The organism is Parasphingopyxis sp., from assembly GCF_052168275.1.
GTDB lineage: Bacteria > Pseudomonadota > Alphaproteobacteria > Sphingomonadales > Sphingomonadaceae > Parasphingopyxis.
On sequence record NZ_JBQLZM010000125.1, the window covers coordinates 1 to 25,650 of the forward strand.

General features: G+C 65.5%; 24 protein-coding genes and 1 tRNA gene. 15 read left to right on the forward strand and 10 right to left on the reverse strand.

All coding sequences use genetic code 11. From position 1 onward, the window contains the following. From ACTS1X_RS11215 to ACTS1X_RS11225, 3 genes are all read left to right on the forward strand, one after another. Positions 1–360: hypothetical protein (locus ACTS1X_RS11215; protein ID WP_442614482.1), on the forward strand; the 360-nt coding region annotated here is incomplete at its 5' end. Positions 361–449: 89 nt separating this feature from the next. Further along, positions 450–1,544: a hypothetical protein gene (locus tag ACTS1X_RS11220; RefSeq protein ID WP_442614483.1), complete on the forward strand. Its 1,095-nt coding sequence runs from the start codon at positions 450–452 to the stop codon at positions 1,542–1,544. Between the two features lie 82 nt (positions 1,545–1,626). Next, the gene (locus ACTS1X_RS11225) at positions 1,627–6,705 is read left to right on the forward strand and encodes a hypothetical protein (RefSeq protein ID WP_442614484.1); all 5,079 of its coding nucleotides are present in this window, start codon (positions 1,627–1,629) and stop codon (positions 6,703–6,705) included. Positions 6,706–6,899: 194 nt separating this feature from the next. Here the strand turns inward: ACTS1X_RS11225 and ACTS1X_RS11230 are convergent. The 5 genes from ACTS1X_RS11230 to ACTS1X_RS11250 all read right to left on the reverse strand — a co-directional run bounded on the left by ACTS1X_RS11230 (position 6,900) and on the right by ACTS1X_RS11250 (position 11,647). Continuing rightward, positions 6,900–6,984, reverse strand: a tRNA-Leu gene (locus ACTS1X_RS11230). A 60-nt stretch (positions 6,985–7,044) separates the two neighbouring features. Further along, entirely contained in the window at positions 7,045–7,548 is a 504-nt protein-coding gene (locus ACTS1X_RS11235; protein ID WP_442614485.1) for a DUF805 domain-containing protein, read from the reverse strand. Between the two features lie 156 nt (positions 7,549–7,704). Continuing rightward, positions 7,705–9,345, reverse strand: coding sequence for a M28 family peptidase (locus tag ACTS1X_RS11240; RefSeq protein WP_442614486.1), 1,641 nt, complete (start codon positions 9,343–9,345; stop codon positions 7,705–7,707). 121 nt (positions 9,346–9,466) lie between these two features. Then, a complete protein-coding gene (locus tag ACTS1X_RS11245; RefSeq protein ID WP_442614487.1) occupies positions 9,467–10,069 on the reverse strand; it encodes a helix-turn-helix domain-containing protein in 603 nt (200 codons plus the stop codon). A gap of 69 nt (positions 10,070–10,138) precedes the next feature. Beyond that, positions 10,139–11,647 (reverse strand): YifB family Mg chelatase-like AAA ATPase, encoded by a 1,509-nt coding sequence (locus ACTS1X_RS11250; protein WP_442614488.1) that lies wholly within the window; start codon positions 11,645–11,647, stop codon positions 10,139–10,141. Between the two features lie 124 nt (positions 11,648–11,771). Between ACTS1X_RS11250 and ACTS1X_RS11255 the strand changes: the two genes are divergently transcribed. The 7 genes from ACTS1X_RS11255 (at position 11,772) to ACTS1X_RS11285 (ending at position 15,933) form a co-directional block, all read left to right on the forward strand. After that, complete coding sequence (locus ACTS1X_RS11255; RefSeq protein WP_442614489.1) at positions 11,772–12,077, forward strand: hypothetical protein; 306 nt, start codon at positions 11,772–11,774, stop codon at positions 12,075–12,077. A 92-nt stretch (positions 12,078–12,169) separates the two neighbouring features. Next, positions 12,170–12,304, forward strand: a complete 135-nt coding sequence (gene rpmH / locus ACTS1X_RS11260) for a 50S ribosomal protein L34 (RefSeq protein WP_176874774.1) — start codon at positions 12,170–12,172, stop codon at positions 12,302–12,304. A 20-nt stretch (positions 12,305–12,324) separates the two neighbouring features. Beyond that, positions 12,325–12,651 carry a ribonuclease P protein component gene (rnpA, locus tag ACTS1X_RS11265; RefSeq protein WP_442614490.1) on the forward strand — a complete coding sequence of 109 codons (327 nt, stop codon included), beginning with the start codon at positions 12,325–12,327 and terminating at the stop codon, positions 12,649–12,651. After that, positions 12,648–12,860 carry a membrane protein insertion efficiency factor YidD gene (yidD, locus tag ACTS1X_RS11270; protein WP_176868724.1) on the forward strand — a complete coding sequence of 71 codons (213 nt, stop codon included), beginning with the start codon at positions 12,648–12,650 and terminating at the stop codon, positions 12,858–12,860. Before rnpA ends, yidD begins: the two co-directional genes overlap by 4 nt. 29 nt (positions 12,861–12,889) lie before the next feature. Continuing rightward, the gene (yidC, locus tag ACTS1X_RS11275) at positions 12,890–14,611 is read left to right on the forward strand and encodes a membrane protein insertase YidC (RefSeq protein ID WP_442614491.1); all 1,722 of its coding nucleotides are present in this window, start codon (positions 12,890–12,892) and stop codon (positions 14,609–14,611) included. Next, positions 14,608–15,243, forward strand: a complete 636-nt coding sequence (gene yihA / locus ACTS1X_RS11280; RefSeq protein WP_442614492.1) for a ribosome biogenesis GTP-binding protein YihA/YsxC — start codon at positions 14,608–14,610, stop codon at positions 15,241–15,243. Before yidC ends, yihA begins: the two co-directional genes overlap by 4 nt. A 27-nt stretch (positions 15,244–15,270) precedes the next feature. After that, positions 15,271–15,933: a glutathione S-transferase family protein gene (locus tag ACTS1X_RS11285; RefSeq protein ID WP_442614493.1), complete on the forward strand. Its 663-nt coding sequence runs from the start codon at positions 15,271–15,273 to the stop codon at positions 15,931–15,933. A gap of 7 nt (positions 15,934–15,940) precedes the next feature. Here ACTS1X_RS11285 and ACTS1X_RS11290 read toward each other — a convergent pair whose 3' ends face one another. Next, positions 15,941–16,396 carry a cupin domain-containing protein gene (locus ACTS1X_RS11290; protein WP_442614494.1) on the reverse strand — a complete coding sequence of 152 codons (456 nt, stop codon included), beginning with the start codon at positions 16,394–16,396 and terminating at the stop codon, positions 15,941–15,943. A 49-nt stretch (positions 16,397–16,445) separates the two neighbouring features. Here ACTS1X_RS11290 and dapE point away from each other — a divergent pair, with 49 nt between their 5' ends. After that, entirely contained in the window at positions 16,446–17,588 is a 1,143-nt protein-coding gene (gene dapE, locus ACTS1X_RS11295; protein WP_442614495.1) for a succinyl-diaminopimelate desuccinylase, read from the forward strand. Between the two features lie 11 nt (positions 17,589–17,599). Further along, positions 17,600–18,469, forward strand: coding sequence for an ATP-grasp domain-containing protein (locus ACTS1X_RS11300; RefSeq protein WP_442614496.1), 870 nt, complete (start codon positions 17,600–17,602; stop codon positions 18,467–18,469). Here ACTS1X_RS11300 and ACTS1X_RS11305 read toward each other — a convergent pair. The 4 genes from ACTS1X_RS11305 to ACTS1X_RS11320 all read right to left on the reverse strand — a co-directional run bounded on the left by ACTS1X_RS11305 (position 18,466) and on the right by ACTS1X_RS11320 (position 22,320). Continuing rightward, positions 18,466–18,987, reverse strand: a complete 522-nt coding sequence (locus ACTS1X_RS11305; RefSeq protein WP_442614497.1) for a Smr/MutS family protein — start codon at positions 18,985–18,987, stop codon at positions 18,466–18,468. The two genes, ACTS1X_RS11300 and ACTS1X_RS11305, sit on opposite strands and share 4 nt — an antisense overlap. Beyond that, positions 18,988–20,148: a murein transglycosylase A gene (gene mltA, locus ACTS1X_RS11310; RefSeq protein ID WP_442614516.1), complete on the reverse strand. Its 1,161-nt coding sequence runs from the start codon at positions 20,146–20,148 to the stop codon at positions 18,988–18,990. Between the two features lie 2 nt (positions 20,149–20,150). After that, complete coding sequence (locus tag ACTS1X_RS11315) at positions 20,151–20,807, reverse strand: Tim44/TimA family putative adaptor protein (protein ID WP_442614498.1); 657 nt, start codon at positions 20,805–20,807, stop codon at positions 20,151–20,153. A 91-nt stretch (positions 20,808–20,898) separates the two neighbouring features. Further along, positions 20,899–22,320 carry a serine hydrolase domain-containing protein gene (locus tag ACTS1X_RS11320; protein WP_442614499.1) on the reverse strand — a complete coding sequence of 474 codons (1,422 nt, stop codon included), beginning with the start codon at positions 22,318–22,320 and terminating at the stop codon, positions 20,899–20,901. A gap of 140 nt (positions 22,321–22,460) precedes the next feature. On the opposite strand from ACTS1X_RS11320, the gene secB reads away from it, so the two are divergent. From secB to trpS, 3 genes are read left to right on the forward strand one after another with little or no spacing between them, the layout of a single operon-like run. Then, positions 22,461–22,973, forward strand: coding sequence for a protein-export chaperone SecB (secB, locus tag ACTS1X_RS11325; protein WP_442614500.1), 513 nt, complete (start codon positions 22,461–22,463; stop codon positions 22,971–22,973). Between the two features lie 42 nt (positions 22,974–23,015). Then, on the forward strand, positions 23,016–24,614 hold the full coding sequence (gene murJ / locus ACTS1X_RS11330; protein WP_442614501.1) for a murein biosynthesis integral membrane protein MurJ: 1,599 nt from the start codon (positions 23,016–23,018) through the stop codon (positions 24,612–24,614). Beyond that, positions 24,614–25,612, forward strand: a complete 999-nt coding sequence (gene trpS, locus ACTS1X_RS11335; protein ID WP_442614502.1) for a tryptophan--tRNA ligase — start codon at positions 24,614–24,616, stop codon at positions 25,610–25,612. The genes murJ and trpS overlap by 1 nt, the downstream gene beginning before the upstream one ends. Positions 25,613–25,650 lie beyond the last annotated feature (38 nt).

Consider the following 25,650-nt stretch of genomic DNA (forward strand, 5'->3'; position numbering starts at 1 on the left):
GAACAGGCAGACGGCAGCGTCACTGTGACGCTGGAGGAGCCGACCCGCGCCGTTCCGGGCGACAGCCTTGTCTTCGTCCTCACCTATGAAAACACCGGCGCCGAACCGGCCGAGAATTTCGTCGTGACCAACCCGATGCCGGACGCCGTCGCCTTCGTCGAAGCGATCGATGCCGGCGCCGTCTATTCGGTCGATGGCGGAACGACGTTCGACGCGCTCGCCGATCTTCGCGTCGCGAGCGAAGGCGGGATCGAACGCGACGCTCAGGCTGTCGACGTCACCCATATTCGCTGGACGCTGACCGAACCGATCCCGGCCGGCGCATCCGGCCAACTCAGATTTCGCGGGGTCGTCAGATAGCCGCAAATGAAACCGCCAAACAGCGCCAGCGGACCGGGGGGGTGAAAGGTGCTGAAGATGACAGAATTAGGACCAAGATAATGAAACGCATGACGAAATATCTCGTCTCTGTCAGCGGTGTGACGCTAGCGGCCCTGGCCGCCAGCCCTGCATTAGCGGAAGGCACCGCCGCCGGGTCGAGCATCACAAACTCGGTCACCGTAAACTATGAAGTGGGCGGCGTCGGCCAGGACTCCGTGACCGCTTCGGACTCGTTTGTCGTCGATCGCAAAATCAACATCGTGGTGGCCGAAGAGGGCAACGCGACGACGTCCGTCTCACCGGGTCAGCAGGATGCGATAGCCACCTTCTTGGTCACCAATTCGTCGAACGATATCATCGATATCCGGCTAACGGCTTCGCAGCTCGCAGGCGGCGCGGCCGCTCATGGAGGCACCGACAATTTCGACGTGGGCAATGTCGAAATCTATGTCGACGTTAACAATGACGGCGTTTTCGATATCGCCGCAGACTCTCCGGTTGTCGGTTATCTCGACGAAATGGGCCGCGACGAAACCCGCCGCGTCTTCATCGTTTCCGACATCCCGCTCGGGCGTGCGACCGGCGATGTCGCCGACGTCACGCTAACGGGTGCGGCGCGCGAAGGCAATGACGGCGTGACCGGTGCCGAAGGCGCCGCGATCACCGAAACGACCGGCGGCGACACGGCCGGCGAGGATACCGTTTTCGCGGACGCCGACGGCGTTTTCGACGGCATCTCATTCGACGACGACGACTATACGGTGCAGGCCGCGGCGCTGAGCGCGCTCAAGGGCAGCACGATCCTCGGCGCAAACTATCCGATCGCCGGAGCCACTGAATTCTATAATATTCCTGGTGCCACGGTCGAATACTGTATCGCCGTGACCAACGCAGCGGGCGGCGCGGACGCCACCAATGTGGCGATTTCGGACACGCTGCCCGCCAACACCACCTTCGTCGCTTCGTCGATCGTGATCGGCGGAACCGCGACGATCGACGATAACAGTACGCCCGGCAACCCGGCCGACGACGTCCTGACGAGCTGCGACAACAGCGGCGGGGCGGCGGGCGGTTCCTTTGCCGCGGGCACCGTATCGGCGACGATCGGCACCGTATCGGCGGGGGCGACCGAGATCGTGACCTTCCGGGCAACGATAGACTAGCAGGAAGAGCAAGGCCGCCGGTCTCGATCCGGCGACCCAAAGCTCGCATTCGATGCGTCATCCGGTCCTCTCGGCATGTGCAATGGTTTTTGCACTGTTCGCTGCGCTTTGGTCGCCGGCGGCGAGCGCCGCGCATGCGCAAAAGATCAGCAATATTGCCTATGCCGAATGGGACGAGAATGGCGGCCGTCGGCGCGAGCCGTCCAACAGCGTCGATATCGTCGTCGAGCCTGTCGATGGGCCACCCCCGGAAATTGGATTGTTCCATTTCGGCCCCGGCGGAGGAGGCGGCAACCGGATCGTCTTGGCCGGAACGAGCTGCGTCGCCACACCGCCGTACAACTCGCCACCGCTCGGCGGCGCATATGCCGGCCTCGGCGTCGATCCGACACCGGCATCCGAAATCCGCCCCGGGGAGCCGCTGGTCTTCATCGTCACCTACCCGACGGCGAACACCGATCCCGATACGATCGAAACCTATGAGATCATTATAGAAACGCCTGAAAACGATCGGGAGCGCCTGATCCTGACCGAAACGGAGCCGGACAGCGGCGCCTTTGCCGGGTTCATTTTCACGGTCGCCGTCCCGCCCGATCCGATCCCCGAAAATTGCGAACTTTCGGTCGTTCCCGGCTCGGAGCTGACGATTTTTCCGACCAGCGAAAACGGCGTACGGGAACTCGGCGAACTGGCCGTTCAAATTCTCGAAAGCTTCGGATCCACGGTATTCGACAGCGAAACCGGCGATCCGGTGAACGGTGCCCGGGTGACACTGGTCGACGCGGCAACCGGGCAACCGGCAGAGATATTCGGCAATGACGGCGTTTCGTCATATCCGTCGACGGTGGTATCGGGCGAGCCGGTTTCGGACAGTCGCGGCTTCTCCTACACACCCGGCCCCGGCGATTACTTCTTCCCGGTCGTGTCGCCAGGACGATACAGGCTGATCGTCGAGCCACCGGATCCCTATACCGACATATCGATAGCGACGCCCCAGGAATTGGCGGCTTTTGTCGATTCCAGGGGCGATCCCTACGACATCGTCACGGGGTCGTTCGGCGACGCCTTCGCCCTGGGGGGCGTTTCCTCGATCGAAGTCGATGTGCCGCTCGACCGCCCGACCGCGCCATTGCTGATCGAAAAGGCCGCCTCGCGCCAGCTCGCCGTGCCCGGCGATCCCATATTGTTCAGCATTCGCGTCAGCAGTGCCGATCCCAGCCGTCCCACGCGCCCGCTGATCATCAACGACGAGCTGCCGTCGCAGCTCAGGTTGCGGCCGGACTCGCTCCGGCTGAACGGCGAGCAGATCGCGAGCGGCGTCGATATCAGCCCCGATGGACGCCAATTCTCCGTCGAAATGGAAAGGCTTGCGGCCGGCGCGTCGGCGACCTTGACCTATATCACCGAAGTGCTGCCGCAAGCGGCCGCCGGCGATGCGACGAACAGCGCCCGCGTGCGCGACGATCGCGGCCAGATCAGCAATATCGCCGAAGCATCGATCCGGATCACGCGCGAGACGATCGCAAGCCGGATGACGATCATCGGCCGGATCGTCGACGGCGGATGCGGCGTCGATCCGCGGACCGCCGCGGGCGTGCCCGGTGTTCGCGTCATGCTGGAAGACGGCAGCTACTCCGTCACCGACGAAGACGGACGATACCATTTCGAGGCCGTGATGCCCGGGCTGCACGTCGTCCAGATGGACGAATCGACGCTGCCGCTCGACCGGGCCGCCGTCGACTGTGCGCGCAACACCCGCTCGGCCGGGCGGGCCTTTTCGCGCTTCGTCGAGGGCCAGGGCGGTGGCCTGTATCGGGCCGATTTCCGGGTGCGTGCCGTCGAACCTCGCGAAGCGCCAGCTGCATCGCAGACCATCGCCGAACGGCCCGAACCGCTGTCCGACGCCGAAGCGGCCGGCGCCGAGCGCGACTGGCTGGTCGGCCAGGAACCGGGCATCGGGTGGATATTCCCGGCTGCGGATCATAATCCGCGCACGCGCGTCATCCGCGTCGCCATCAAGCATCTGCCTGGTCAGACAGTGCGACTGTCGCTCAACGGCGCGCCCGTCGCGCCGATCGCGTTCGAAGGCCTGCGGACCAATCCGGCCAACACGGTGTCGATCAGCCAGTGGCGCGGCGTCGGCATCGAACCGCGCGCCAACCGGCTCGTCGCGGAGGTGCTCGATGCGAACGGCGGCGTCGTCGAGACGCTGACACGCACCGTCCATTTCGGCAATGCGCCGATCCGCGCCGAACTGCTGCGCGATCGCTCCCGCCTGATCGCCGACGGGGTGTCCCGGCCGCTGATCGCCGTTCGGCTGACGGATCGCGACGGACAGCCGGTCCATCACGGCCTGACCGGCGATTTCGAAGTCCCCTCCCCGTATTTTCCAGCGGTGGAGGCCGACGCACAGCAGGCGCGCCAGCTGGCGGGGCTCGAGCGGGCGGCGCCGGTCTGGCGCGTGGAGGGCGATGAAGGCATCGCCTATATCGAGCTCGAGCCGACGACGGTCAGCGGCACCCTTTCGGTCACCTTCCCCTTCCGCGACGGCGAAGTGACGCATGAGCAGAGCGTCGAGACCTGGCTGGAGCCGGGCGACCGGCCGTGGACGATCGTCGGTTTTGCCGCCGGCACGCTGGGCTTCAACCATCTGGATCGCAATCTGGAGGAAATCGGCGCGGACGAGGAGACCTGGTACACCGACGCCCGGGTCGCCCTCTACGCCCGCGGGCGCGTGACCGGCAGCTGGCTGATGACCTTGGCCTATGACAGCGATGCCGAGCGCGACGAAACGCGCTTCCAGGGCATCATCGATCCCAATCAGTATTACACGATCTATGCCGACCGGTCCGAGCGGCGGTTCGACGCGGCCAGTGTGCGCCGTCTCTATCTCCGGCTCGAACGGCCGCAATTCTACGCGATGTTCGGCGACTATGAGACGAATTTCAACGAAACGCAGCTCGCGCGCTACAATCGCAGCTTCAACGGCGTACGGGCCGAGTTCCGCAACGAGCGCGTGTCGGCCACGGCCTTCGTGGCGGACACGCCGCACCGGTTCCGCCGCGTCGAGATCCAGGGCAACGGACTGACCGGCCCCTATGCGATCGGCAGCACCCAGCTGCTGGCCAACAGCGAGCGGGTCACGATCGAGGTGCGCGGCCGGCTGCGGTCCAACATCATCCTGTCGAGCCAGCAACTGGTTCGCCACATCGATTACGATATCAACTATTTCGACGGCACGATCCGGTTCCGCGAACCGATCCTCAGCCGCGATTCCGCGCTCAATCCGCAGTTTATCGTCGTCGAGTATGAGGTCGATGGCGTCGCGGCGCGCCGGGTCAATGCCGGTGGCCGTTTCACCTGGAGTACCGCGGACCAGCGCCTGCGCATCGGCGTCACGGCGATCCGCGACGACGACAATCTGCGCCAAACCAATATGGGCGCGGTCGACATTCGCTGGCGGCCGAATGATTCGACCGAGGTCCGCGCCGAACTGGCGGCAAGCGACACCGATCCCGGCGTCAGCGCGGCGGCGACGGCGGACGATCCCCGCACGGCGACGGCCTGGCTCGTCGAGGCCGAGCATCACAGTTCCGATTTCGACATCCTCGCCTATGCGCGCGAGCAGCAGGCCGATTTCGGCGTGGGGCAGCTCAGCGGCGCCGAACGCGGCACGCGCAAATTCGGTTTCGACGGACGCGTGCGGATCGGCGAACGGCTGTCGCTCGCCGCCAGTGGCTGGCACGAGGATTTTCTGACGACGGGCGCCCGCCGCATCGCCGGCCAGGCCATGCTGGAATATCAGGGCGACACGACCGACGGACGCGTCGGCATCATCTACAGCAATGACGAGCTCAGCGACGGTTCGACGCTCGAATCGACGCTGCTGCAACTCGGCGCGACCCAGAGCTTCTTCGGCGACCGGCTGACGCTCGACGCACAGACCGAATTCGCGCTCGACGATGCGGAGAGCGTCGACTTCCCGGCCCGGCACCAGTTCACCGCGCGCTTCGCGGCGACCGAATGGCTGACCCTGGTCGGCGGCTACGAGATCGCCGATGGCGATACCGTCGACGCGCGCACGGCGCGGGCCGGTTTCGATCTCCAGCCTTGGTCGGGCGCGCGGATCTCGCTCGCCGGCAACCAGCAGGACATCACCGAATACGGCCCGCGCACCTTCGCGGCCTATGGTTTCACCCAGTCGCTCGTGCTCGACGAGCATTGGTCGCTCGATTTCTCGCTCGACGGCAACGAAACGCTCGATGGCGGCATCGATCCGGACACCGTTCTCAATCCGGCGCAGCCCGTCGCCAGCGGCGGTTTCGTCGGCAACGGTACGAACCCGGTGCTGACCGAGGATTTCGCCGCCGTTACGATGGGGGCGACCTATCGCGGCGAGCGCTGGAGCTGGGCCGGGCGCGCCGAATATCGCGACGGCGAACGCGAAAACCGCTACGGCCTGACGACCTCGCTGCTGCGCCAGATCGGCGAAGGCAGCGCGGTCGGCGGCGCCTTTTCATGGCTGCGGGCCGAGCAGCAGGGCGGCGCGACCAGCGAGATCACCTCGCTCGAAATCTCGATCGCGCACCGCCCGGCGTACAGCGACTGGTCGTTCCTCAACAAGCTCGAGCTCAGGAGCGACGAAATCGCCAACGCGGTCGCCGGGCAGCCCGGGCCCGTCGGCAGCGCGCCCCTGATCGTCACCGGCGACCAGCAATCGCGCCGGATCGTCAACAGCTTCTCGCTCAACTATTCGCCGACCGGATCGAGCCTCGGAACGTTCGGCGGCGAGGACTGGCTCGACCGCAGCGAGTTCACCTTCTTCTGGGGCACGCGCTACGTGTCGGACCGATTCGGGACAGCGGATGTCGAAGGCTGGAGCAATCTGTTCGGCGCCGATGCGCGGTTCGACCTTTCCGCAACGATCGACATCGGCGCCTCGGCCAGCGTGCGCGAGGGCAATGGCGGCCGCGCCTGGACCTGGTCCGTCGGGCCCAATGTCGGCATCAGCCCGATCGAAAACACATGGATTTCCGTGGGTTACAACATAACCGGCTTCGAGGATCGCGACTTCGAAGCGGCACGCTACACGCGCGACGGCCCCTATGTGACCTTCCGCCTCCGCTTCGACCAGCAGACGTTCCGCGATCTCGGATTCTAGCGGCAGCGGCTCGACCGGCAACGCCGTCAGGTTCCCGCCCGGTTGACACTGGTTGACACGGGTCGGGGCAAACCGCTGCCTCCTTTCCCGCGGAGAAAACGAATCGTGCCGCTCTTGTCTCCTTTCCCGCGCTTTTGGGCGCGCACATGATTCTATCATGCGCACCGGTCTGTAGGACAGGAGAAAGGGGCCGGTGGTACCTCTGGCCGGAGTCGAACCGGCACTCCCGAAGGAACTCGATTTTGAGTCGAGCGCGTCTACCAATTCCGCCACAGAGGCCCGCGGTAGGGGGAGCCGATTAGCGGAGCGCTCGGCACTCCGCAAGCGGCTCCCTTCCCGTCACGCAAATGCTGCGGCGGTTCCGCGGCCTTTCGGGTCCTCGCCATAGCGGTTCGGCCCGGGCGTTCCATCGAGAAACATGAAGACGAGCAGGGTGATGCCGAGCCCGAAAACGGCCAGCAGGCCGATCAGCGAAATCGCGCTGGACTCCATCGCGGCGCCCAGGAACGCCAGGATGTAGCCGCTTAAAGGCGCGAGTATCCACCAGCCCGTCCGGTTGGTGTCGTGGAGCCGGCGCACGGTGACCGCGATTCCGGGGATCAACAGCGCGAGCGATACGAGCAGCATCAGGATCAGGATGACCGTCAACGCGCCGCCGACCGCCATCAGGCTCGTCGGATCGCCGCCCGCCGCGAGCATCGCCCCGCCGCCAACGGCGAAGATAAGCACCTGAAATACGATACCGATCAGGAACTGCAGGACGAAGAACATCCAATATTCCATCCGCCGCGATCGCCCCCCGAACTCCGCATACCGCCTGAGCGGCAAGAACATCCATTCCATGAAAATTCCCTTCCCTGAATTTCATGCGCCCCTCCGGCCTTGCGCCGAACAAGAGCACATTCCGGGAAAACCGGCTGTGATGCAAGTCATGCCGGCCGGACGATTCCGTTGCGCAACGGCTCGGGCGGGCCGCAAGCGGCGCGCCCCGTTCACCTGTCACTCTGCCTCGCTTTGCCCGCGCATCGCATCCCTGATCCGCCGATATGGCAGATCGAACCGGAAATTCGGAAAGCGCGTATCGTTCGCAAGCATTCTTCCGGCATCGAAATGGATTCGGAAATCCTCGATCATGCCCTCCATCTGCCATGTGTCGCGATCATATTCGTCGGCGGGCTGATGGTAGCGGCTGGCGACGTAATCGCCATAGCGCCGATAGATCTCGCTGTCCTCGGAGAGTTCCGCGACGATCGGGGCGCCCACGGCGAAGATGGACGGGATCCCGCGTTCGGCAAAAGCATAGGCGTCGTTACGGAAGAAGGCGCCGACTTCCGGGTTGGAGTCGTCCTGGAGCACGCGCCCGATACGGCCGGCCGCCCGCGCGAAGACGGCGTCGATCTCGGTATATCCGAGACCGACGATCGTCATCGCCGGCTGCGGACCGAAGGGAAAATGCGAGTCCATATTCAGGACTGCCACGATGTCGGCCGGCGCGCATGGCGGGTTCTGCGCCAGATATTCGGCACCCAGCAGGCCCTTCTCCTCCGCGGCCGTCGCGACGAAATACACCGAACGGCGCGGCGCTGGATCCATCATCGCATAGGCCTGCGCGATTTCGAGCAGGCCGGCCGTGCCGGTCGCGTTGTCGACAGCGCCATTGTGGATCTGGTCGCCCTCAAGATCGGGATTGATGCCGACATGGTCCCAATGGGCCGTGTAGATGACGCATTCCTGCGGCGCTTCGCGGCCTCTTGTCATCGCCACGACGTTGTTGCTTGCCACCTCTTCGGACCGCCCGCGATACGCCATCGATGCCGTACCGCCGAGCACCGCGGAGGCCGGTGCATTGGCCGCCGTATCTCGCATCGCACTGAAATCATGGCCAAGCGCTTCGAACAGCCGCTCCGCGGCCGGTTCGGTTATTTGCGCGGTCAACGCGACTTCGGGATCGCCCGAGACGTCGCGCAGGAACATCTGGCTCCGGGCGCTCGCGCCCGTCGACAGCAGCGTCCAGGGCCAGCCCGCACTCGCCTCGCTATGGACCAGCAGGACACCGACCGCGCCCTGCTCGGCCGCGCGGCGATATTTGGTATCAAGCTGATAATGTTCCGTAAGCTCGCGACCGCCGAAAAAGCCGTCATCGCCCTCGCGCGACGGTTCGCCGCGCAGCACGACAACGACGGCGCCCTCGACATCGACACCCGCATAATCGTCCCATCCATGTTCGGGTGCGATGACCCCATATCCCACAAAGGCCAGCGGCGCGTCTGCGATGCGGGCCGGCCCCCTTGCGCGCATCGGGAAGACGAAGAAATCGTCCGAAGGATCGAACGCGATGCGGCCTCCCGCGGTGTCTATCGCCAGGCTGCCCGGATCGTCGCGCGTCACGCGCACCAACGGGACGGGCTGGAAATAGGATCCGTTGACACCCGGGGCGGCTCCGCGCGCCGCAAATTCTCGTCGCAGAAATTCCGTCGTGCGCACGCCGCCCGGAGTGCCCGATTCACGGCCCTCGAAATCGTCGCTCGCCATCGTTTCGATCAGCGCCGCCAGCTCGTCGCCGGTTATCGACTCATAGGGCGTATCCCCACCCGGTATTTGCCCAACGGCGGCAACCGCAGCCAGAACGAGAGTCCACATAGTCCATCACCCCTTCTTTTATTCAATATGTACAATAAAATTGAATAAGACGGAATGAGCCAGCAGGAAGGGACGGACCGTCAATCTGTTTCGACCAATGGCCGATTAGGCGGAGCCGCAATCATCCGGATGCGATGGGCGCCAAGACGCAGGTCAGGGCAATCGGCCGTGCATCGGCACCGGCGCTGTTCCACATGATCTCCAGCGCCTCTTCGAGCAGCGCGTTGATCCGGCGCAAATCCGCCGGCGACGGCGCACCGACCACGCGATAGGTTCGCAGATTGCGTTCGGAGCCCTCGCCCGTGCCGCCGCCGCTTTCCAACGCGTCCAGAAAGTCCCGGTCGGTCTGGCGGCTTTGCGCCAGATGCAGCTTGCGCCATGTTTCGACCTGTTCGCCATCGTCGAGCGAAATGCCCAGGCGCATGGCAACGGCGGGCGTGTCGTAGAGCTTTTCGGAGCGCCGGCTGGTCGTGCGCGCACCCGTTTCGCGCACCAGCCCGACTTCGGCCAGCTTGTGAAGATGATGATAGATTGCCGACGTTTTCATGCCCAGTCCCGCGGCGATCTCCCGCGCCGCCAGCGGCCCTTGTGCGGCAAGCAAATCGATGATCGGCTGCCGCTTCGCCGAAATCAGCGCGGCAACCTCGTCCGCCTTCTCGATATAATAGATATCAGCCTTTGACGGAGACGCAGATTCCGTCTTGCCCGAACTGGATTTGCCCATCGCCACTCTCCCGGAAATCACGCGATATCGCACACGCTTAACAATCCGGGCCGGCGTTCGCCATCGCCGTCAGTTGCGCGGCGGCTGGCGGCGGTAGCTGAGCGCCTCGGCAACATGCACCCTGCCGACCGCCTCGGCGCCCGCCAGATCGGCGATCGTGCGGGCCACCCGCAGCACGCGCGAATAGCCGCGCGCGGTCAGCCGCATCGCCTCGGCGGCCTGGGCGAGCAATGTCCGGCCGGCTTCGTCCGGGGTCGCGACGCGGTCGAGCAGTTCGCCGTCCGCCTCGCAATTGGTGCGGACCGGTTCGTCGGCATAGCGCGCGGTCTGGATCGCGCGCGCCGCCGCGACCCTTCTGGCGACATCGGCCGATCCTTCGGCCGGCGGCGGAAGCGTGAGATCAGCCGCGGACACGGCCTGGACGTCGACATGGAGGTCGATCCGGTCGAGCAGCGGTCCCGAAATCTTCGCCTGATAGTCGGCCGCGCATTTGGGCGCGCGCGAACAGGCGAGCGCCGGATCGCCGAGATGGCCGCAGCGGCACGGGTTCATCGCCGCGACAAGCTGGACGCGGGCAGGAAAGCTGACATGGGCGTTGGCGCGGGCGATCGACACGGTCCCCGTCTCGAGCGGCTGGCGCAGCGAATCGAGGACCGGTCGCTGGAATTCCGGCAGTTCGTCGAGGAACAGCACGCCGAGATGCGCAAGGCTGACTTCGCCCGGCCGCACCTTGAGCCCGCCGCCGACCAAGGCCGCCATCGAGGCCGAGTGATGCGGCGCGCGATAGGGCCGGTTCCGCGCGAGCTTGCCGCCTTCGAGCGTTCCCGCGACGCTCGCGACCATCGAAACCTCCAGCGCCTCGGCGGCCGTCAGTTCGGGCAGGATGCCGGGCAGGCAGGCCGCCATCAGCGACTTGCCCGATCCGGGCGGCCCCGACATCAGCAGGTTGTGCCCGCCCGCCGCCGCGGTCTCGAGCGCGCGCTTGGCTGTCTCCTGGCCCTTGACCTGGGCGAGATCCGGACCCGCGACCGGCTCCTCGACATCGCCCGGCGACGGCGCGGGAAGCTGGCTTGTGCCCTTGAAATGGTTGAGCAGCGCGAGAAGGTCGGGCGCGCCGATCACCTCGACATCGCCGGCCCAGGCCGCTTCGGGACCTTGCGCCTCGGGGCAGACCAGCCCCAGATCGCGCGACGAGGCGTTGAGCGCGGCGAGCAGCACGCCGGGCGACGGGGCGACCCGCCCGTCGAGCCCGAGCTCGCCGACCACGACATAGCCGGCGAGCGTTTCCGCATCGATCACACCCATTGCGCCGAGCAGCCCGAGCGCGATCGGCAGGTCGTAATGCGATCCTTCCTTGGGGAGGTCGGCGGGCGAGAGATTGATCGTGATCCGCTTGGGCGGAAGCGCGAGCCCGATCGCGGAGATCGCCGCGCGCACCCGCTCGCGGCTTTCGGCCACCGCCTTGTCGGGAAGGCCGACCAGGTTGAAGGCGGGCACGCCAGGCGCGATCTGGACCTGCGCTTCCACGGCGCGCGCCTCGAGACCCAGATAGGCGGTCGTCGCGACGTGAGCGACCATACCCAAACCTCCCTATATTCCCTGTTTGTTCTCTTTTTTGCACGACCCATCGCAAGAGTCGAGGCCCTGCCCTCATTCCGTCACACATCTTGCCCTATGGCCGCGGCGTACCCAGTTGAGATTTGTGGACAACGACGTCATCGCCAAACAGCCTGACAAACGCGCCGGTATCCGTTTCGTACTGACGGTGTTCGGCGCTATTCTCGTCATTTCGGCGCCGATTGTCGGACTGCTGCCCGGGCCCGGCGGCGTGTTCGTTTTCGCGATCGGTTTCGCGCTGATGCTCAAGAATTCCGCAATCGTCCGGCGCTACTATGCGCGGCTCAAGAACCGGCATCCGAAAAAGGGCGAATGGGTCGACTGGGCCATGCGCCGCAAGAGCACGCTCCGGCGGATCCGCCGGAAGCGCGAAAACCGCGGCCCTGATTGACTTTGACGGACTCTTCGACTAGCACGACGACCAGATTTGAGGCCGCCCGCAAGGCGCGGCCCTTTTTGTTCCAGTTTTTGAGGAAATGAGCGATGAAGCGCACCTTCCAGCCGAGCAATCTCGTGCGCAAGCGGCGACATGGTTTTCGGGCCCGCAAGGCGACGGTCGGCGGCCGCAACGTATTGCGTGCGCGCCGCGCCAAGGGCCGCAAGAAGCTGTCCGCCTAAGCGCGGTGTCTGCGCCCCGTGTGGCGACGCTAACGAAAAGACGCGATTTTCTCGCCGCTAATGGCGGCAAGCGCGCGGTCACGCCCGGATTCGTCCTGCTGGTCCGCGAGCGCGAAGACGGCGACGATGCCATCCGGCTCGGCATTACCGTAACCAAGAAGATCGGCGGGGCGGTCGTTCGCAACCGCATGAAGCGGCGGTTCCGGGCGCTGGGCCGGGACATCCTTCCGACACAGGGCATAGCCGGAGCCGATCATGTGCTGATCGGCCGCAAGGGCGGCGTCGAGCGCGATTTCGATTCGCTGCGCGGCGAGTTGTCCACCGCACTCGACCGCATACGATCATGATCGCGAAACTGTTTATCGGCCTTGCCCGGCTCTGGCAGATCGGTCCGTCGGCGATCCTGCCGCCGACCTGTCGGTATCAACCGTCATGTTCGGCCTATGCGATCACGGCCTGGTCGCGCTATGGAGCATTCAAAGGCAGCTGGCTCGCCCTTCGGCGAATCTTGCGCTGCCATCCCTGGGGCGGGTCGGGTCACGATCCGGTCCCATAATACGAGATTGAGAAGAATGGGGAATTGCGGTGGATAGTTCGCGCAACATGATCATGGCGATCGTGCTTTCGGCGCTGGTTTTGATTGGCTGGAGTTTCCTGTCGGAGCAGATCGCGCCGACCGCGACCGAACCGTCGACCGAATTCGTCGACGGCGAACAGGTCGTCCTGCCCAATGCCGAAGCCGATCCGGCGCCCGATTCCCCGGCCGCGCTGCGCGAACTCTCCGACGTGCTCACCGAATCGCGCGGCGACCGGATCGTCATCGAAACCCCGCGTCTCGAAGGCTCGATCAACCTGCGCGGCGCGCGGATCGACGATCTCGTGCTCCTCGACTATCGCCAGACGATAGAGGACAATTCTCCGCCGATCCGGCTACTCACGCCCGAAGGCGTGGAAGCCGCCAACTATGCCCATTTCGGCTGGGCGAGCGAGGATATCGAAGCCCCCGACGGCGACACGCTGTGGCAGGCCGATGGCGAGACGCTGGCGCCGGGCAGCCCGGTCACGATGCAGTGGCGCAACGACACCGGCCAGCTGTTCGAGATCATCCTCGAGGTCGACGCGAATTTCCTGTTCTCGGTGGATCAGCGTATTTCGAATGTCGGCGACGGTCCGGTCAGCGCCCGCAGCTATGCGTTGATCACCCGTACCGGCGAATCGCCCGATCCCGACACCTGGCTCATCCACACCGGCCCTGCCGGCTTCTGGGCCGACGATCTCAACCATATCGATTTCGACGATGTGCGCGATGCCGGAACGCAAGGCGAGCGCTTCAGCGTCTCCGACGGCTGGCTCGGCTTCAACGACAAATACTGGCTGACGGCACTCGTCCCCGGCGCGGGCGACACCGTCGACGCGGCGTTCGTTCCGCTGAGCGGCGATCGCTATCAGGCGGTGTTCACCAGCGCACCGGCCGTCGTACCGGCGGGCCGCGCCATCACCGGCAGCACCAGCTTTTTCGCGGGCGCGAAGGAAACGCTGCTGCTCGAACGCTATGAAGCGGAGCGCGGCCTCAACCAGATCGACCTCGCGATCGACTGGGGCTGGTTCTACTGGTTCGAACTGCCGATCTTCTACCTGCTCCACTGGCTGTTCATGACGGTCGGCAATTTCGGCGTCGCGATCATCCTGATGACCTTCGTCGTGCGCGGGCTGATGTTCCCCATCGCCCAGAAGCAATTCTCCTCGATGGCCGGGATGCGCGCCGTCCAGCCGAAGATGAAGGAGATCCAGGACCGCTACAAGGACGACAAGCCGAAGATGCAGCAGGAGGTGCTCGCGCTCTACCAGCGCGAGAAGGTCAATCCGCTGGCCGGCTGCCTGCCGATCTTCCTGCAGATTCCGATCTTCTACGCGCTCTACAAGGTGCTGATGCTCTCGGTCGAAATGCGGCATGAACCGTTCGCGCTCTGGCTGCAGGACCTGTCGGCGCCCGATCCGCTGACCCCGGTCAACCTGTTCGGGCTGCTCGCCTTCACGCCGCCGAGCTGGCTCGCGATCGGCATTCTCCCGATCCTGCTCGGCATCACCATGTGGCTGCAGTTCAAGCTGAACCCGGCGCAGATGGACCCGATGCAGCAGAAGATCTTCGGCATCATGCCCTGGGTGTTCATGGTCATCATGGCGCCCTTCGCGGCGGGCCTGCAACTCTACTGGGTGACGTCGAACATCCTCACCATCGCCCAGCAGAAATGGCTCTACAGCCGCGATCCGCGTCTCAAAGAGCAAGCCAAGATGGCAAAGGAATGACCGACCAGGCCGCCTTGGAGGAAATGGCGCGGAAAACCTTTTCCGGGCCGATCGACTTCCTGAAATCGGCGCCGAGCCTCGAGTTCCTGCCCGATGCCGATTTGCCGGAGGTCGCCTTTGCCGGGCGCTCCAATGTCGGCAAGTCGACGCTCCTGAACGCGCTGACCAACCGCAAGGGGCTGGCGCGCGCGTCGAATACGCCGGGCCGGACGCAGGAGCTGAATTTCTTCGAGGTCGGCGATCCGCCGCAATTCCGGCTCGTCGACATGCCCGGTTACGGCTTCGCCAAGGCGCCGCCGCAGGTCGCCAAGCGCTGGCGGCACCTGATCAACGATTTCCTGCGCGGGCGCCCGACCCTCAAGCGCACGCTCCTTCTCGTAGACGCGCGCCGGGGCTTGAAGGATATCGACCGCGAACTGATGGAGATGCTCGACGAGGCGGCGGTCAGCTACCGGATCGTGCTGACCAAGTCCGACAAGCTGAAGGACAAGGCCCTCGCCGCGACGACGGCGACGCTCGCCGAACAGGCCAAGGGCCACGCCGCCGCCCATCCGGACATTCTCGCAACGTCCAGCGAAACAGGATTGGGTGTGGACGAACTGCGCAAAGCCGTTATCCAAGCCATCGGCTGACACGCTCGGACCCGGGAAAGGCGACGCATGAAACTGATCATCGGCAACAAGGCCTATTCGTCCTGGTCGATGCGCGGTTGGCTGGCGCTCAAACAATCGGGCGTATCGTTCGAGGAAGTCACCGTCCCCTTGTACAACGAGGAATGGGAAAAGCGGCGCGAGGGCAACGAATTTGCGGCGTCATCGGGCAAGGTGCCGGTGCTCTGGGACGGCGATACGGTCGTCTGGGACAGCCTCGCCATCATCGACTGGCTGGCCGACAAGGTCGGGCGCGACCGGTTCTGGCCGAAGGACGAGGGCGCGCGCGGCATGGCGCGGTCGATGGCGGCCGAAATGCATTCGAGCTTTCCCAATTTGCGCCGCGACATGCCGATGAACGTCCGGAAGATATTCCCGCCCCGCCCGTTCAGCGGCGAGGTCGTTTCGGAACTCGGACGGATCCTCGAAATATGGGCGCAGGCCCGGGCGCGTTACGGCGGGGAGAACCCCTTCCTGTTCGGCGATTTCTGCGCGACCGACATCATGTACGCGCCGGTCTGCACGCGGCTGATTACCTATTCGGTCAAGCTGCCGCCCTTCGCGCAGGGTTATGTGCAAGCCGTGCTCGGCCACAGCTGGGTGCGTGAATGGATCGAGGCGGCGCAGGACGAACCCTGGACGATCGAACAGTTCGAGGAAGCGCCCGAATAGACGAAGCCTAGCCCCAGTCGAAATCGCGCCCGTCCTTGCGGCAGAATCCGCGGCCATTTTCCAGGTGCATGTCGATGTCGGGATAGTGACAGTCACTCGCGGCTGGCCTGCCGACGGCAATAAAGAAACAGCTCTCGGCGCTCTCGTTGATCAGTACATGGCCGTTGCCGTCATTCTTCGGGAAGGCCGCGCAATCGCCGGGCCGCATCGGCGTCCGGCCCGAATCGTCGACGAGCACCGCCTCGCCCGCCAGCAGGACCACGAACTCGTCCTCCGCCTCGTGCCAGTGCCGCTGGGCCGACCACGCCCCGGGCTTCAGCTCGACATGGCTGACGCCGAAATCTTCCAACCCGCCAGCCGGCGCCAGCCTCCGATACCAGCGGCCCTGCACCTCGCCGGCATGTTCGGGCGGATAGCCGGTCGCATTGGTCTGCGGGATCGTATCGAGATAGAGCTTGGGCATGGCGGTCTCCAGCTAGGCAAGGCGGTGCGCCCCGGTTACACCCGCCGCCATGAGTGATGCAATCGAGCCGATAGAGCTGCTGAAGGAGTTGATCGCGTGCCCGAGCGTGACGCCCGAAGAAGGCGGCGCGCAGGCGCTATTGGGCAAGGCGCTGGAAGGGCTCGGCTTCGAAGTCGAGCATATGGTTTCGGGCGATGCGCCGCACGGCCCGGTGCCCAACCTGCTCGCGACCCGCGGCCAGAAGGACAAAAGGGGCGGCCCGCATTTCGCCTTTGCCGGGCACACCGACGTCGTGCCGCCAGGCAAGGGTTGGACGACCGATCCATTCAAGGCCGAGAGAAAGGGCGACCTGCTCTACGGCCGCGGCGCGGTCGACATGAAGGGATCGATCGCCGCCTTTGTCGCAGCCGTGGCGCGCGCCGGCGACCTGCCCGGTACGCTCAGCTTCATCATCACCGGCGACGAGGAAGGCCCGGCGGTGCACGGCACCCGCGCGCTGATGACGCGGATGGAAGAGCGCGGGCTCCATCCCGACATGATCCTCGTCGGCGAGCCGACGTCGCAGAACCGGCTAGGCGACACGATCAAGATCGGCCGGCGCGGTTCGGTCAATATGTGGATCGATATCGTCGGCAAGCAGGCGCATGTCGCCTATCCGCACGAGGGCGACAATCCGATCACGCGGCTGTTCCGGATCGGCACCCGGCTGCACGAACTCGATCTCGACGATGGCGATGAGTGGTTCCAGCCGTCCAACCTCGAGGTCGTCACCGTCGATGTCGGCAATCCGGCCTCGAACGTCATCCCGGGCGAGGCGCATCTGCGGCTCAACATCCGCTTCAACGTCCACCACACCGGCGACGCGCTGGTCGAGCAGGTCCGGGCGATCGTCGAGGAAGAGGCGCCCGGCGCCCGTTTCAAGGCGATGGTCTCGGGCGAGGCTTTCCTGACCGAACCCGGCCCGCTGACCGACCTGGTGAGCGCGTCGATCGAGGAGGCGACCGGTCTGACGCCCGAACTGTCGACGGGCGGGGGCACGTCGGACGCGCGCTTCCTGCACGTCCTGTGCCCGATCGTCGAATTCGGACTGCTCAACGCGACGATGCACAAGCTCGACGAGGCCGTCGCGATCGCCGACGTCCACAAGCTGACGGATATCTACGAGGGCGTGCTGCGCCGGGCGCTGCGCTAGACAAGCCGACGATGCGCATCGCCTATCTCTCCTGCCCGCTGACCCTGTCCGATTCGCCCGATCGCAGGCCGGACGCATTCGAACACGACCAGATGGTCGATTGCCTGTCCGACGCGTTCGAATCGCACGGGAACGAGATCGCGGCAGTGAGCTGGGACGATACGACCACCGACTGGTCGGACTTCGACGCTGCGCTCATCGGATCGACATGGGACTATCAGGACAGGCTCGACGCCTTTCTCGAGCGCCTCGCGCATATCGAGCGCGAAACCCGGCTTTTCAATCCATGCGCGCTGGTGCGCTGGAACAGCCGCAAGACCTATCTGCGCGACCTGGAATCGAAAGGCGTGCGGACCGTCCCGACTTTATGGCTGGACGTGCCCGGCGAAACGGACGCACGGGCAGCCTTCGACGCGCTCGACAGTGACGATATCGTCTTCAAGCGTCAGGTCGGCGCCAATGCCGAGGGCCAGTTCCGCCTGAAGCGCGGCGACCCGGTGCCGGCCATGGCGCATCCGATGATGGCGCAACCTTTCCTTCCCGCTATCCGGACCGAAGGGGAGCTGAGCTTTGCCTTCGTCGACGGCGGATTTTCGCACGCGCTGGTGAAATCGGCGGCGGCGGGCGATTACCGGATTCAGTCCTCCTATGGCGGCCGCGAAGCTCCCCATCGTCCGGACCCGAGCGATATGGCGGCCGCAACGGCCGTGATCGGTTCGCTTGCGGACCAGCCCCTCTACGCGCGGGTCGACATGGTGCGCGGCGAGGATGGCGACCTGCTGCTGATTGAATTGGAGCTGATCGAGCCTTTTCTGTATCCGCTCCAGGGCCCGGGTCTGGGCGCGCGTCTCCATAGCGCGCTACGCCGGCGGCTCGGCTAACCGCGCCGTCGGCGTAGGACGATATAGAGCGCGCCCCGTCCGCCGTGCCGGGGATGCGCACCGCGCACGGCGGCGATGTGCGGGGCGTGACGCGAGGCGGCCAGCCAGTCTCCGACCGCCGCGCGAATCTTGCCGCGGGTCACCGGCCCCTCCCCCTTGGGCGCATGGCCGGTGATCAGGAGGACAATGCGCGCATGCGATGCGATCGCCTGGGCGAGCGCGCGGTCGAGACGGTCATAGGCCGACGAGAGGCTGTGGCCGTGCAGGTCGATCGTGAAATCGGGTTCGGCCCGGCCGCGCGTCAGTTTGCGGTCCCAGCTCGCATCGAGGGTCGTACCGGGACCGGGCACCGATCTCCGCTCGGGCAGTTTCGGAACCGCGAACGTGGAAAGATCGGATCGCTCGGCGCCGGGAGGCGGCGGATTGCCGGGTCTCGGCTTCCTGTCGAGCGGTTCGACGCTCTCGATGACCTTGGCCCAGAGCGCCTGCTCGTCCGCGCTGAGCGTGCGTTTCGCCACTCAGTCGGCGCGCAGCCTTGCGGCGGATGCCGTGGGGATCAGGATATAGGCCTGCCCCCGGCTCGCCATGCCGCTGGCGATGCGAAAGGCGTCGTCGCCGGCGCCCCAGAAGGTGTCGAACCGGTTCGCACCCCGGATCGCGCTGCCGGTGTCCTGCGCGACCCAAAGCCCGTCGGCGACGTCATGTTCGAGATCGAGGAAGACCGGCGCGCCGAGCGGCACGAAATCGGGATCCGCGGCCACCGTTGCGCGCGGCGTGACCGGCCGGCCGAGCGATCCGAGCGGCCCCGGCCCGTTCACCTCGGTGAAGAAGATATAGCGGGCATTTTCCTGCATGATCGCGCGGCCGCGGTCCGGATTCTCGCGCAGCCAGTCGGCGATACCCTCCGCGGTGGTCTGGCCGCTTGCGAGCAGGCCGCGTTCGCGCATCAGCCGGCCGATGCTGGTATAGGGATAGCCGTTGTTGCCTGCATAGCCGATCCGCATCGTGCCGCCGTCGGACAGGCGCAGAATGCCCGAGCCCTGTACCTGCAGGAAATAGAGATCGACCAGGTCGCGCGCCCAGGCGATCTCGAGACCCTGGCCGGCGAGCGCGCCACTCTCGATCGCCGCGCGCGTCAAGGATTGCGGCGACGCGCCGCAGTCACCGCTACAGGCTTCCGGGACATCGTCGGGCATCCGGTAGACCGGCCAGTCGTAACCGTTCCGCGGTTCGCGCGCGGCGGAAATTTCGGGCTCGTAATAGCCGGTGGCAAAGGCCTGGCCGGAGCCGACCTCGATCGCGCGGAAATGTTCGGCGAAGAAGCGCGTCTCGTCGCCGCTCCAGCGTTCGGCGGCGCGGCACGGCTCGATCCAGTCGCTCGCAGCGGTCAGTCCCGTCCGTTCCTCGCGATTCACTATCGACGGGCAGGATATCCGAAAGGCCGCCAATGCCCGCGCCGCCTGGTCGCGCTCGATAGCGAGCGAAGTCACGGCAGGTCCGGGACGGACCCCCTGGCTTGCCGCATTGCCACTAACCGGCACGTCCGGTGATGTCTCGGGAGGCGGAGCCTGAGGCTCTGCGGGCTGGGGCAGCGAGGCCCGTTCGGGCGCGGCGGGAATGATCCCGGCGCAGGCGGTCAGCGCGAAGGAGAGCAGGAGCGCGCAGGCGCCCCGCCCCATCGTCACGCGGCCTCGTCGGTTTCGACCAACAGCCAATTGGGATCGGCATCGCGCACGTTGCGCGCGAACGTCCAGATGTCGTGCGTCTGCACCGCGTCGGACAGCGAACCGGCGATCACTTCGCCGTCCTTGTTCCGCGTGACGCCGGCGATATCGGCATCGAAGCGCAGCGTGATCCGCGCCGTGTTCGATTGGAATTCGGCCTTTTCGACCTGGGTCCGCTCGATCGCGACGAGCCGGTTGTCGAGAATATGGCCTTCCGCCTCGCGCGCGTCGATCGCTGCGTTGAAGGATTCGAGGACCTCGTCGCTGACGAGATGCGACAGATCGTCCCGGTCGCCTTTCCAAAACGCCTCGAGGATCATGCGATAGGCCGCCTGCGCGCCGATCAGGAACTCATTGATCTCGAAAGACGAGTCGGCGGACGAAATCTTGCGAATGCCGGCAGAGGCCGTGGGCGCCACGAGGCCGTCGGCCTCGGCTTCGGCGGCCGGTGCGATGTCGGGTATGCCTTGCGGAACCGGCGTCATTTTCGGTGGCGCCTCTACCGGCCGCGGCATGCGCGGCTCCTGTTCGTGCCCGGTCCGCTGACCGAGCACGCTGAACAGGCGCAAGCCGACAAAGACCGCAACCATCGCCAGAAGAATAATCTCGACCACAAGGCCTCCACTCAAAACTGCCGCCCCTACATAGGCGCCAGCGAAGCGCGTTTCAAATAGGGAATGGCCCGCGCCGCCGCTTTTCGCCTCGTCAATCGGCGAGAGCCGCCAATATGTCGCGGCTGAAAGCGGCGATATCGAACCGCGAACCGTCTCCCACGGCATCGAATCCGCGGCGGACGATCACGATATTCCGCGCCGGCACGATCATCACATATTGGCCGCGATTGCCCATCGCCGCATAGGTCCCGGCCGGCAGGCCCTGTTCGGGCCCGAACAGCCAGAATTGCGCGCCATAGCCGACGCCGCCCCGCCCCATCGGCTGGTCCGGCGCCGGTGCCGCGACATAGGCAGACCAGCCCTCGGGCAGCAGCCGTTCGCCCTGCCAGACGCCGTCGTTCAGATACAGCAGGCCCAGCCGCGCCAGATCGCGCGCCGTCGTCCAGACCTGGCTCGAAAGGACGAAATTGCCCTGCCAGTCGGTTTCCGGCGTCGTGCGCGTCATGCCGATCCGCCACAGCAGTTCGGTAAAGGGGTAGGCCAGAGCGCGATCCCCATCGCCCAGCGCCGAACGCAGGGCGCGCATCGCCAGCAGGGTATCGTTGTTGGCATAGCGCCAGCGCGTGCCCGGCACCGCCTCGAGCGGCAGGCCCGGGATCGAATCGGTGACGAGCTGACCGCCGAAATACACGTCGTCCGTCCGGTTGCCGGCAAACGGGCTCCACAATCCGCTGCTCATATGGAGCAGATGGTGCCAGTTGATCGTCGCGCGCGGATCCCCCGGCGTCTGCCATTCGGGCACAGGCGCCCGTGCGTCGAGATCGACGATATCCTGATGGACGGCGCGTCCGATCACGGTGGCCGCGATACTCTTGGCGACCGACCAGGTCCGTTGCGGCCGGTGAATATGATAGCCCGTCCGATAGCGTTCGCCGACAATATGGCCGTTCCGCACGACAAGTACCGCGGTGGTCTCGGTGCCTTCGCCATAGGTCATCCGGTCCAGCGCCGAACCGAGTATCGCATCCAGCCCGGCTTCCTCGCCGGCCGGCAGCACATGCACGGCGCCGGCATCGCCTTGCGGCCACGGCAAGGCGTCGATCCCGGACGGGTCCCCCATCTGAATCTCGACCGCGAGTTCCGGCGGCCGGATTTCGCCCTCGGGATCCGCGCCCGTCGGCAGTTGGGCGCAGCCCAGATGCGGCCGCCACTGCGCCACCCGCGGCGGCATGTCATCCGCGAAGCGCACGGACACCCGCTGACGCTCGCGGTCGATTTCGGCCGGCAGGCCGTCGATCAGCGACCGGTATGCGGGATAGATGCGGGTCAGATCGTCGGCCGCGACCTCGGCCTCCGTCTGGTCGGCATTGAAGATGCCGCTGCACAGGAAAGCGGCCTTGTAGCCCGCGGCGATCGCCAGGTCGTGCGGCGATCGATCGCCATTCTGGCCGTGCGCCGGGCCAACGGCTGCGATCAGGGCGAACAATCCGATAGTGAGCGTGCGATGGGTCATGGCCGCACAGTGCCGCCTCGCCTTTCCCCTGACAAGGCGGACCGGACCATTGCCCTGTTTGCGCCCTGCTGCTAGCGGGCATCGCGAAACGCGCGCGATCATGCGCTCTTTTTCCAGTCTATTATGTGAGGTTCACGACTATGGCCGACGAACAGGGGGTCGCTCCCGAACAATCCGCCGCCGGAGACGCGCCCAGCGCGAATATCCTGGCGCAATATGTGAAGGACCTGTCCTTCGAAAACCCGAACTCGCCGGGAATCTATCAGGCCAACGAAACGCCGAAGATAGACGTCCAGTTCAACATCGGCAGCGATGCGGCCGGCGAAGGCGTGTGGGAGGTCATGCTGAAAATGGATGTCAGCGCCAAGCTCGAAAAGGGCACGGCGTTTCATGTCGAGCTCGTCTATGCCGGGCTGTTCGCGCTCTCCAACGTGCCCGATCAGCAGCGCGAGGCCTTCCTCCTCGTCGAGGCGCCGCGGATCCTCTTTCCCTTCGCCCGCCGGATCCTGGCGGACACCGTTCGCGACGGAAACTTCCCGCCGCTGATGCTCGAGCCGATCGACTTCGCCGCGCTGTACATGCAGCAAAAGGCCCAGCTGGCACAGGGCGGCTCGGACAATGTCGATATCGATTCGCAGCTCGGCCAGGCCTGATCCGACGATGAGCGGGCCAGACGCGGGGACCGGCCGGACGCCATGAACTTGATCCGGGCAACCGGGACGATCGGCGGACTGACCTTGGTCAGCCGCATCGCCGGGTTCGTGCGGGACATGCTGCTGGCCCGGATTCTCGGGCCGGGCATGGCGGCGGACAGCTTCTTCGTCGCCTTCCAGCTGCCCAATATCTTCCGGCGCCTGTTCGCCGAAGGCGCGTTCGCGGCGGCCTTCGTCCCGCTGTTCAGCCGCAAGCTTGGCAAGGACGGCGAGCTCGAAGACGCCGAGCGGTTTTCGAGCGAAGTCGTCTCGGTCTTCGTGCCGGTGCTCATCCTGTTCGTGGCGCTGTTCGAGATCGCGATGCCGGCCATCATCTGGCTGATGGCGAGCGGCTTTCAGGACGTGCCCGGCAAGTTCGAACTGACCGTCGCGCTGGCGCGGATCACCTTTCCCTATCTCTTCTTGATCAGCATGGTCGCGCTGCTCGCGGCGATCCTCAACTCCATGTCGCGCTTCGCGGCCGGCGCGAGCTTTCCGATCCTGCTCAATATCGTGCTGATCGCGGCGCTGCTGATCGGCGACGACGCCTCGATCCTGATCGGAGATTATGTTCGCGGCAGGGACGGCGAGGATATCGTGGTCGCCTATTTTCTCGCCGGCGGCGTGGCGCTGGGCGGCGTCGTCCAGCTGCTCTGGCTGTGGTTCTGGATGAAACGCAGCGGCTTCAAGCTTCGGCTTCACCGTCCGCGCCTGACCAAGGACGTCCGCGAACTCGGCGTCATCATCCTGCCGGCGACGTTCGGCGCGGGCGTCTATCAGATCAGCCAGCTCGTCCAGCTGTTTTTCGCGACCCAGCTACCCAGCGGATCGGTCAGCCATCTCAATTTCGCCGACCGGCTGAACCAGCTGCCGCTCGGCGTGATCGGCATTGCGCTCGGCACGGCGATCCTGCCGGCGCTGTCCCGCCATATCGGCGCCGACGACAAGGCGCAGGCCGACCGGGTCCAGTCCAACGCGATCGAGCTCGCGATGCTGCTGACCCTTCCGGCGGCTGCCGCGCTGATGATCTGCGCGCCGGCCTTCGTGAACGCTTTCTTTCTCGGCGGGCAGTTCGACGCCGAAGACGCCCGGATCACGAGCAACGTCCTGACCGCGCTGGTCGCCGGACTGCCGGCCTATGTGCTGATCAAGGTGCTGACCCCGGCCTTCTTCTCCCGCAAGGATACCCGTACCCCGGTCTATGCGGCGGCGATCGTGCTCGTCTTCTTCATCACTTTCAACGCGCTGCTGATCGACCGGCTCGGTATCGTCGGCATCGCTTCGGCGACCGCTATCGGCGCCTGGCTCAACGTCGCCATGCTGTATACGATCCTGTGGAAACGCGGCCATTACCAGCTCGAAACGGCGCTGGTCCGCCGACTGATCAGCCAGTTGCTCGCCACCGGCGTCATGGCCGCCCTCCTCTTCCATCTCGTGCCGCCACTCAGCGACTGGTTCGGCGGCAGCGTGATCGAGCGGATACTCTCCATCGCCGCACTGGTCAGCGCCGGAATGCTCGTCTATTTCGGCGCCGCGGCGCTCACCGGCGCCATCGATCGATCCAAGATCGCCTTGCTCCTCAAGCGAAAGGCCATACCCTGATGCGCGTCGTTTCCGGCATCCAGCCCACCGGCAATCTCCATCTCGGCAACTATCTCGGCGCGATCGTCAACTGGGTGAAGATGCAGGACGAGGGGGAATGCCTGTTCTTCCTCGCCGATCTTCACGCGATCTCGATGCCCGTCGACGCCGCCGAGCTCAGCGCGAGCACCCGCGAGATGGCGGCCGCGCTGATCGCTTCCGGCATCGATCCCGACCGCGCGATCCTGTTCAACCAGGCGCGCGTCCCCGCTCATGCCGAACTCCAATGGCTGCTCTCGGGAACGGCGCGGATGGGCTGGCTCAACCGCATGACCCAGTTCAAGGACAAGTCCGGCAAGAATCGCGAAGGCGCGTCGATCGCGCTGTTCGCCTATCCGGTGCTCCAGGCGGCTGACGTCCTGCTCTATCGCGCGACCCATGTGCCGGTCGGCGAGGACCAGAAGCAGCATCTCGAACTCGCGCGCGACATCGCCGAAAAGTTCAACTTCGACACCGGCACCGAAACCTTCACCCTGCCCGAACCCTATATCGGCAAGACCGCAGCGCGGATCATGTCGCTCCGCGACGGGTCTGCGAAAATGTCCAAGTCCGATCCGTCCGACATGAGCCGGATCAATCTTGCCGACGATGCCGACGCGATCGCGAAGAAGGTGCGCAAGGCGAAGACGGACCCCGACCCCCTGCCCGAAACGATGGACGGGCTGGAGGGCCGACCCGAAGCGCAGAACCTGGTAACGATCTACGCGGCCCTCTCGAATGTCGCGCCGGACGCCGTGCTGAACGAATTTTCCGGCAAGGGTTTCGGCGACTTCAAGCCGGCGCTCGCCGATCTGACGGTATCCGTGCTCGCGCCCATATCGAGCCGTTTCAAGGCGCTGAAAGACGATCATGCGGCGCTCGATGCGATCCTCGAGGCCGGGGCCGAAAGGGCGGCGACGATGGGCGCACCGATCCTTTCGGACGCCTATCGGGCGCTCGGACTGCTGAGCGGGCGCTAGGCGCGGACGTTCACCAAACGTTCAATTCCGGTTCAGGC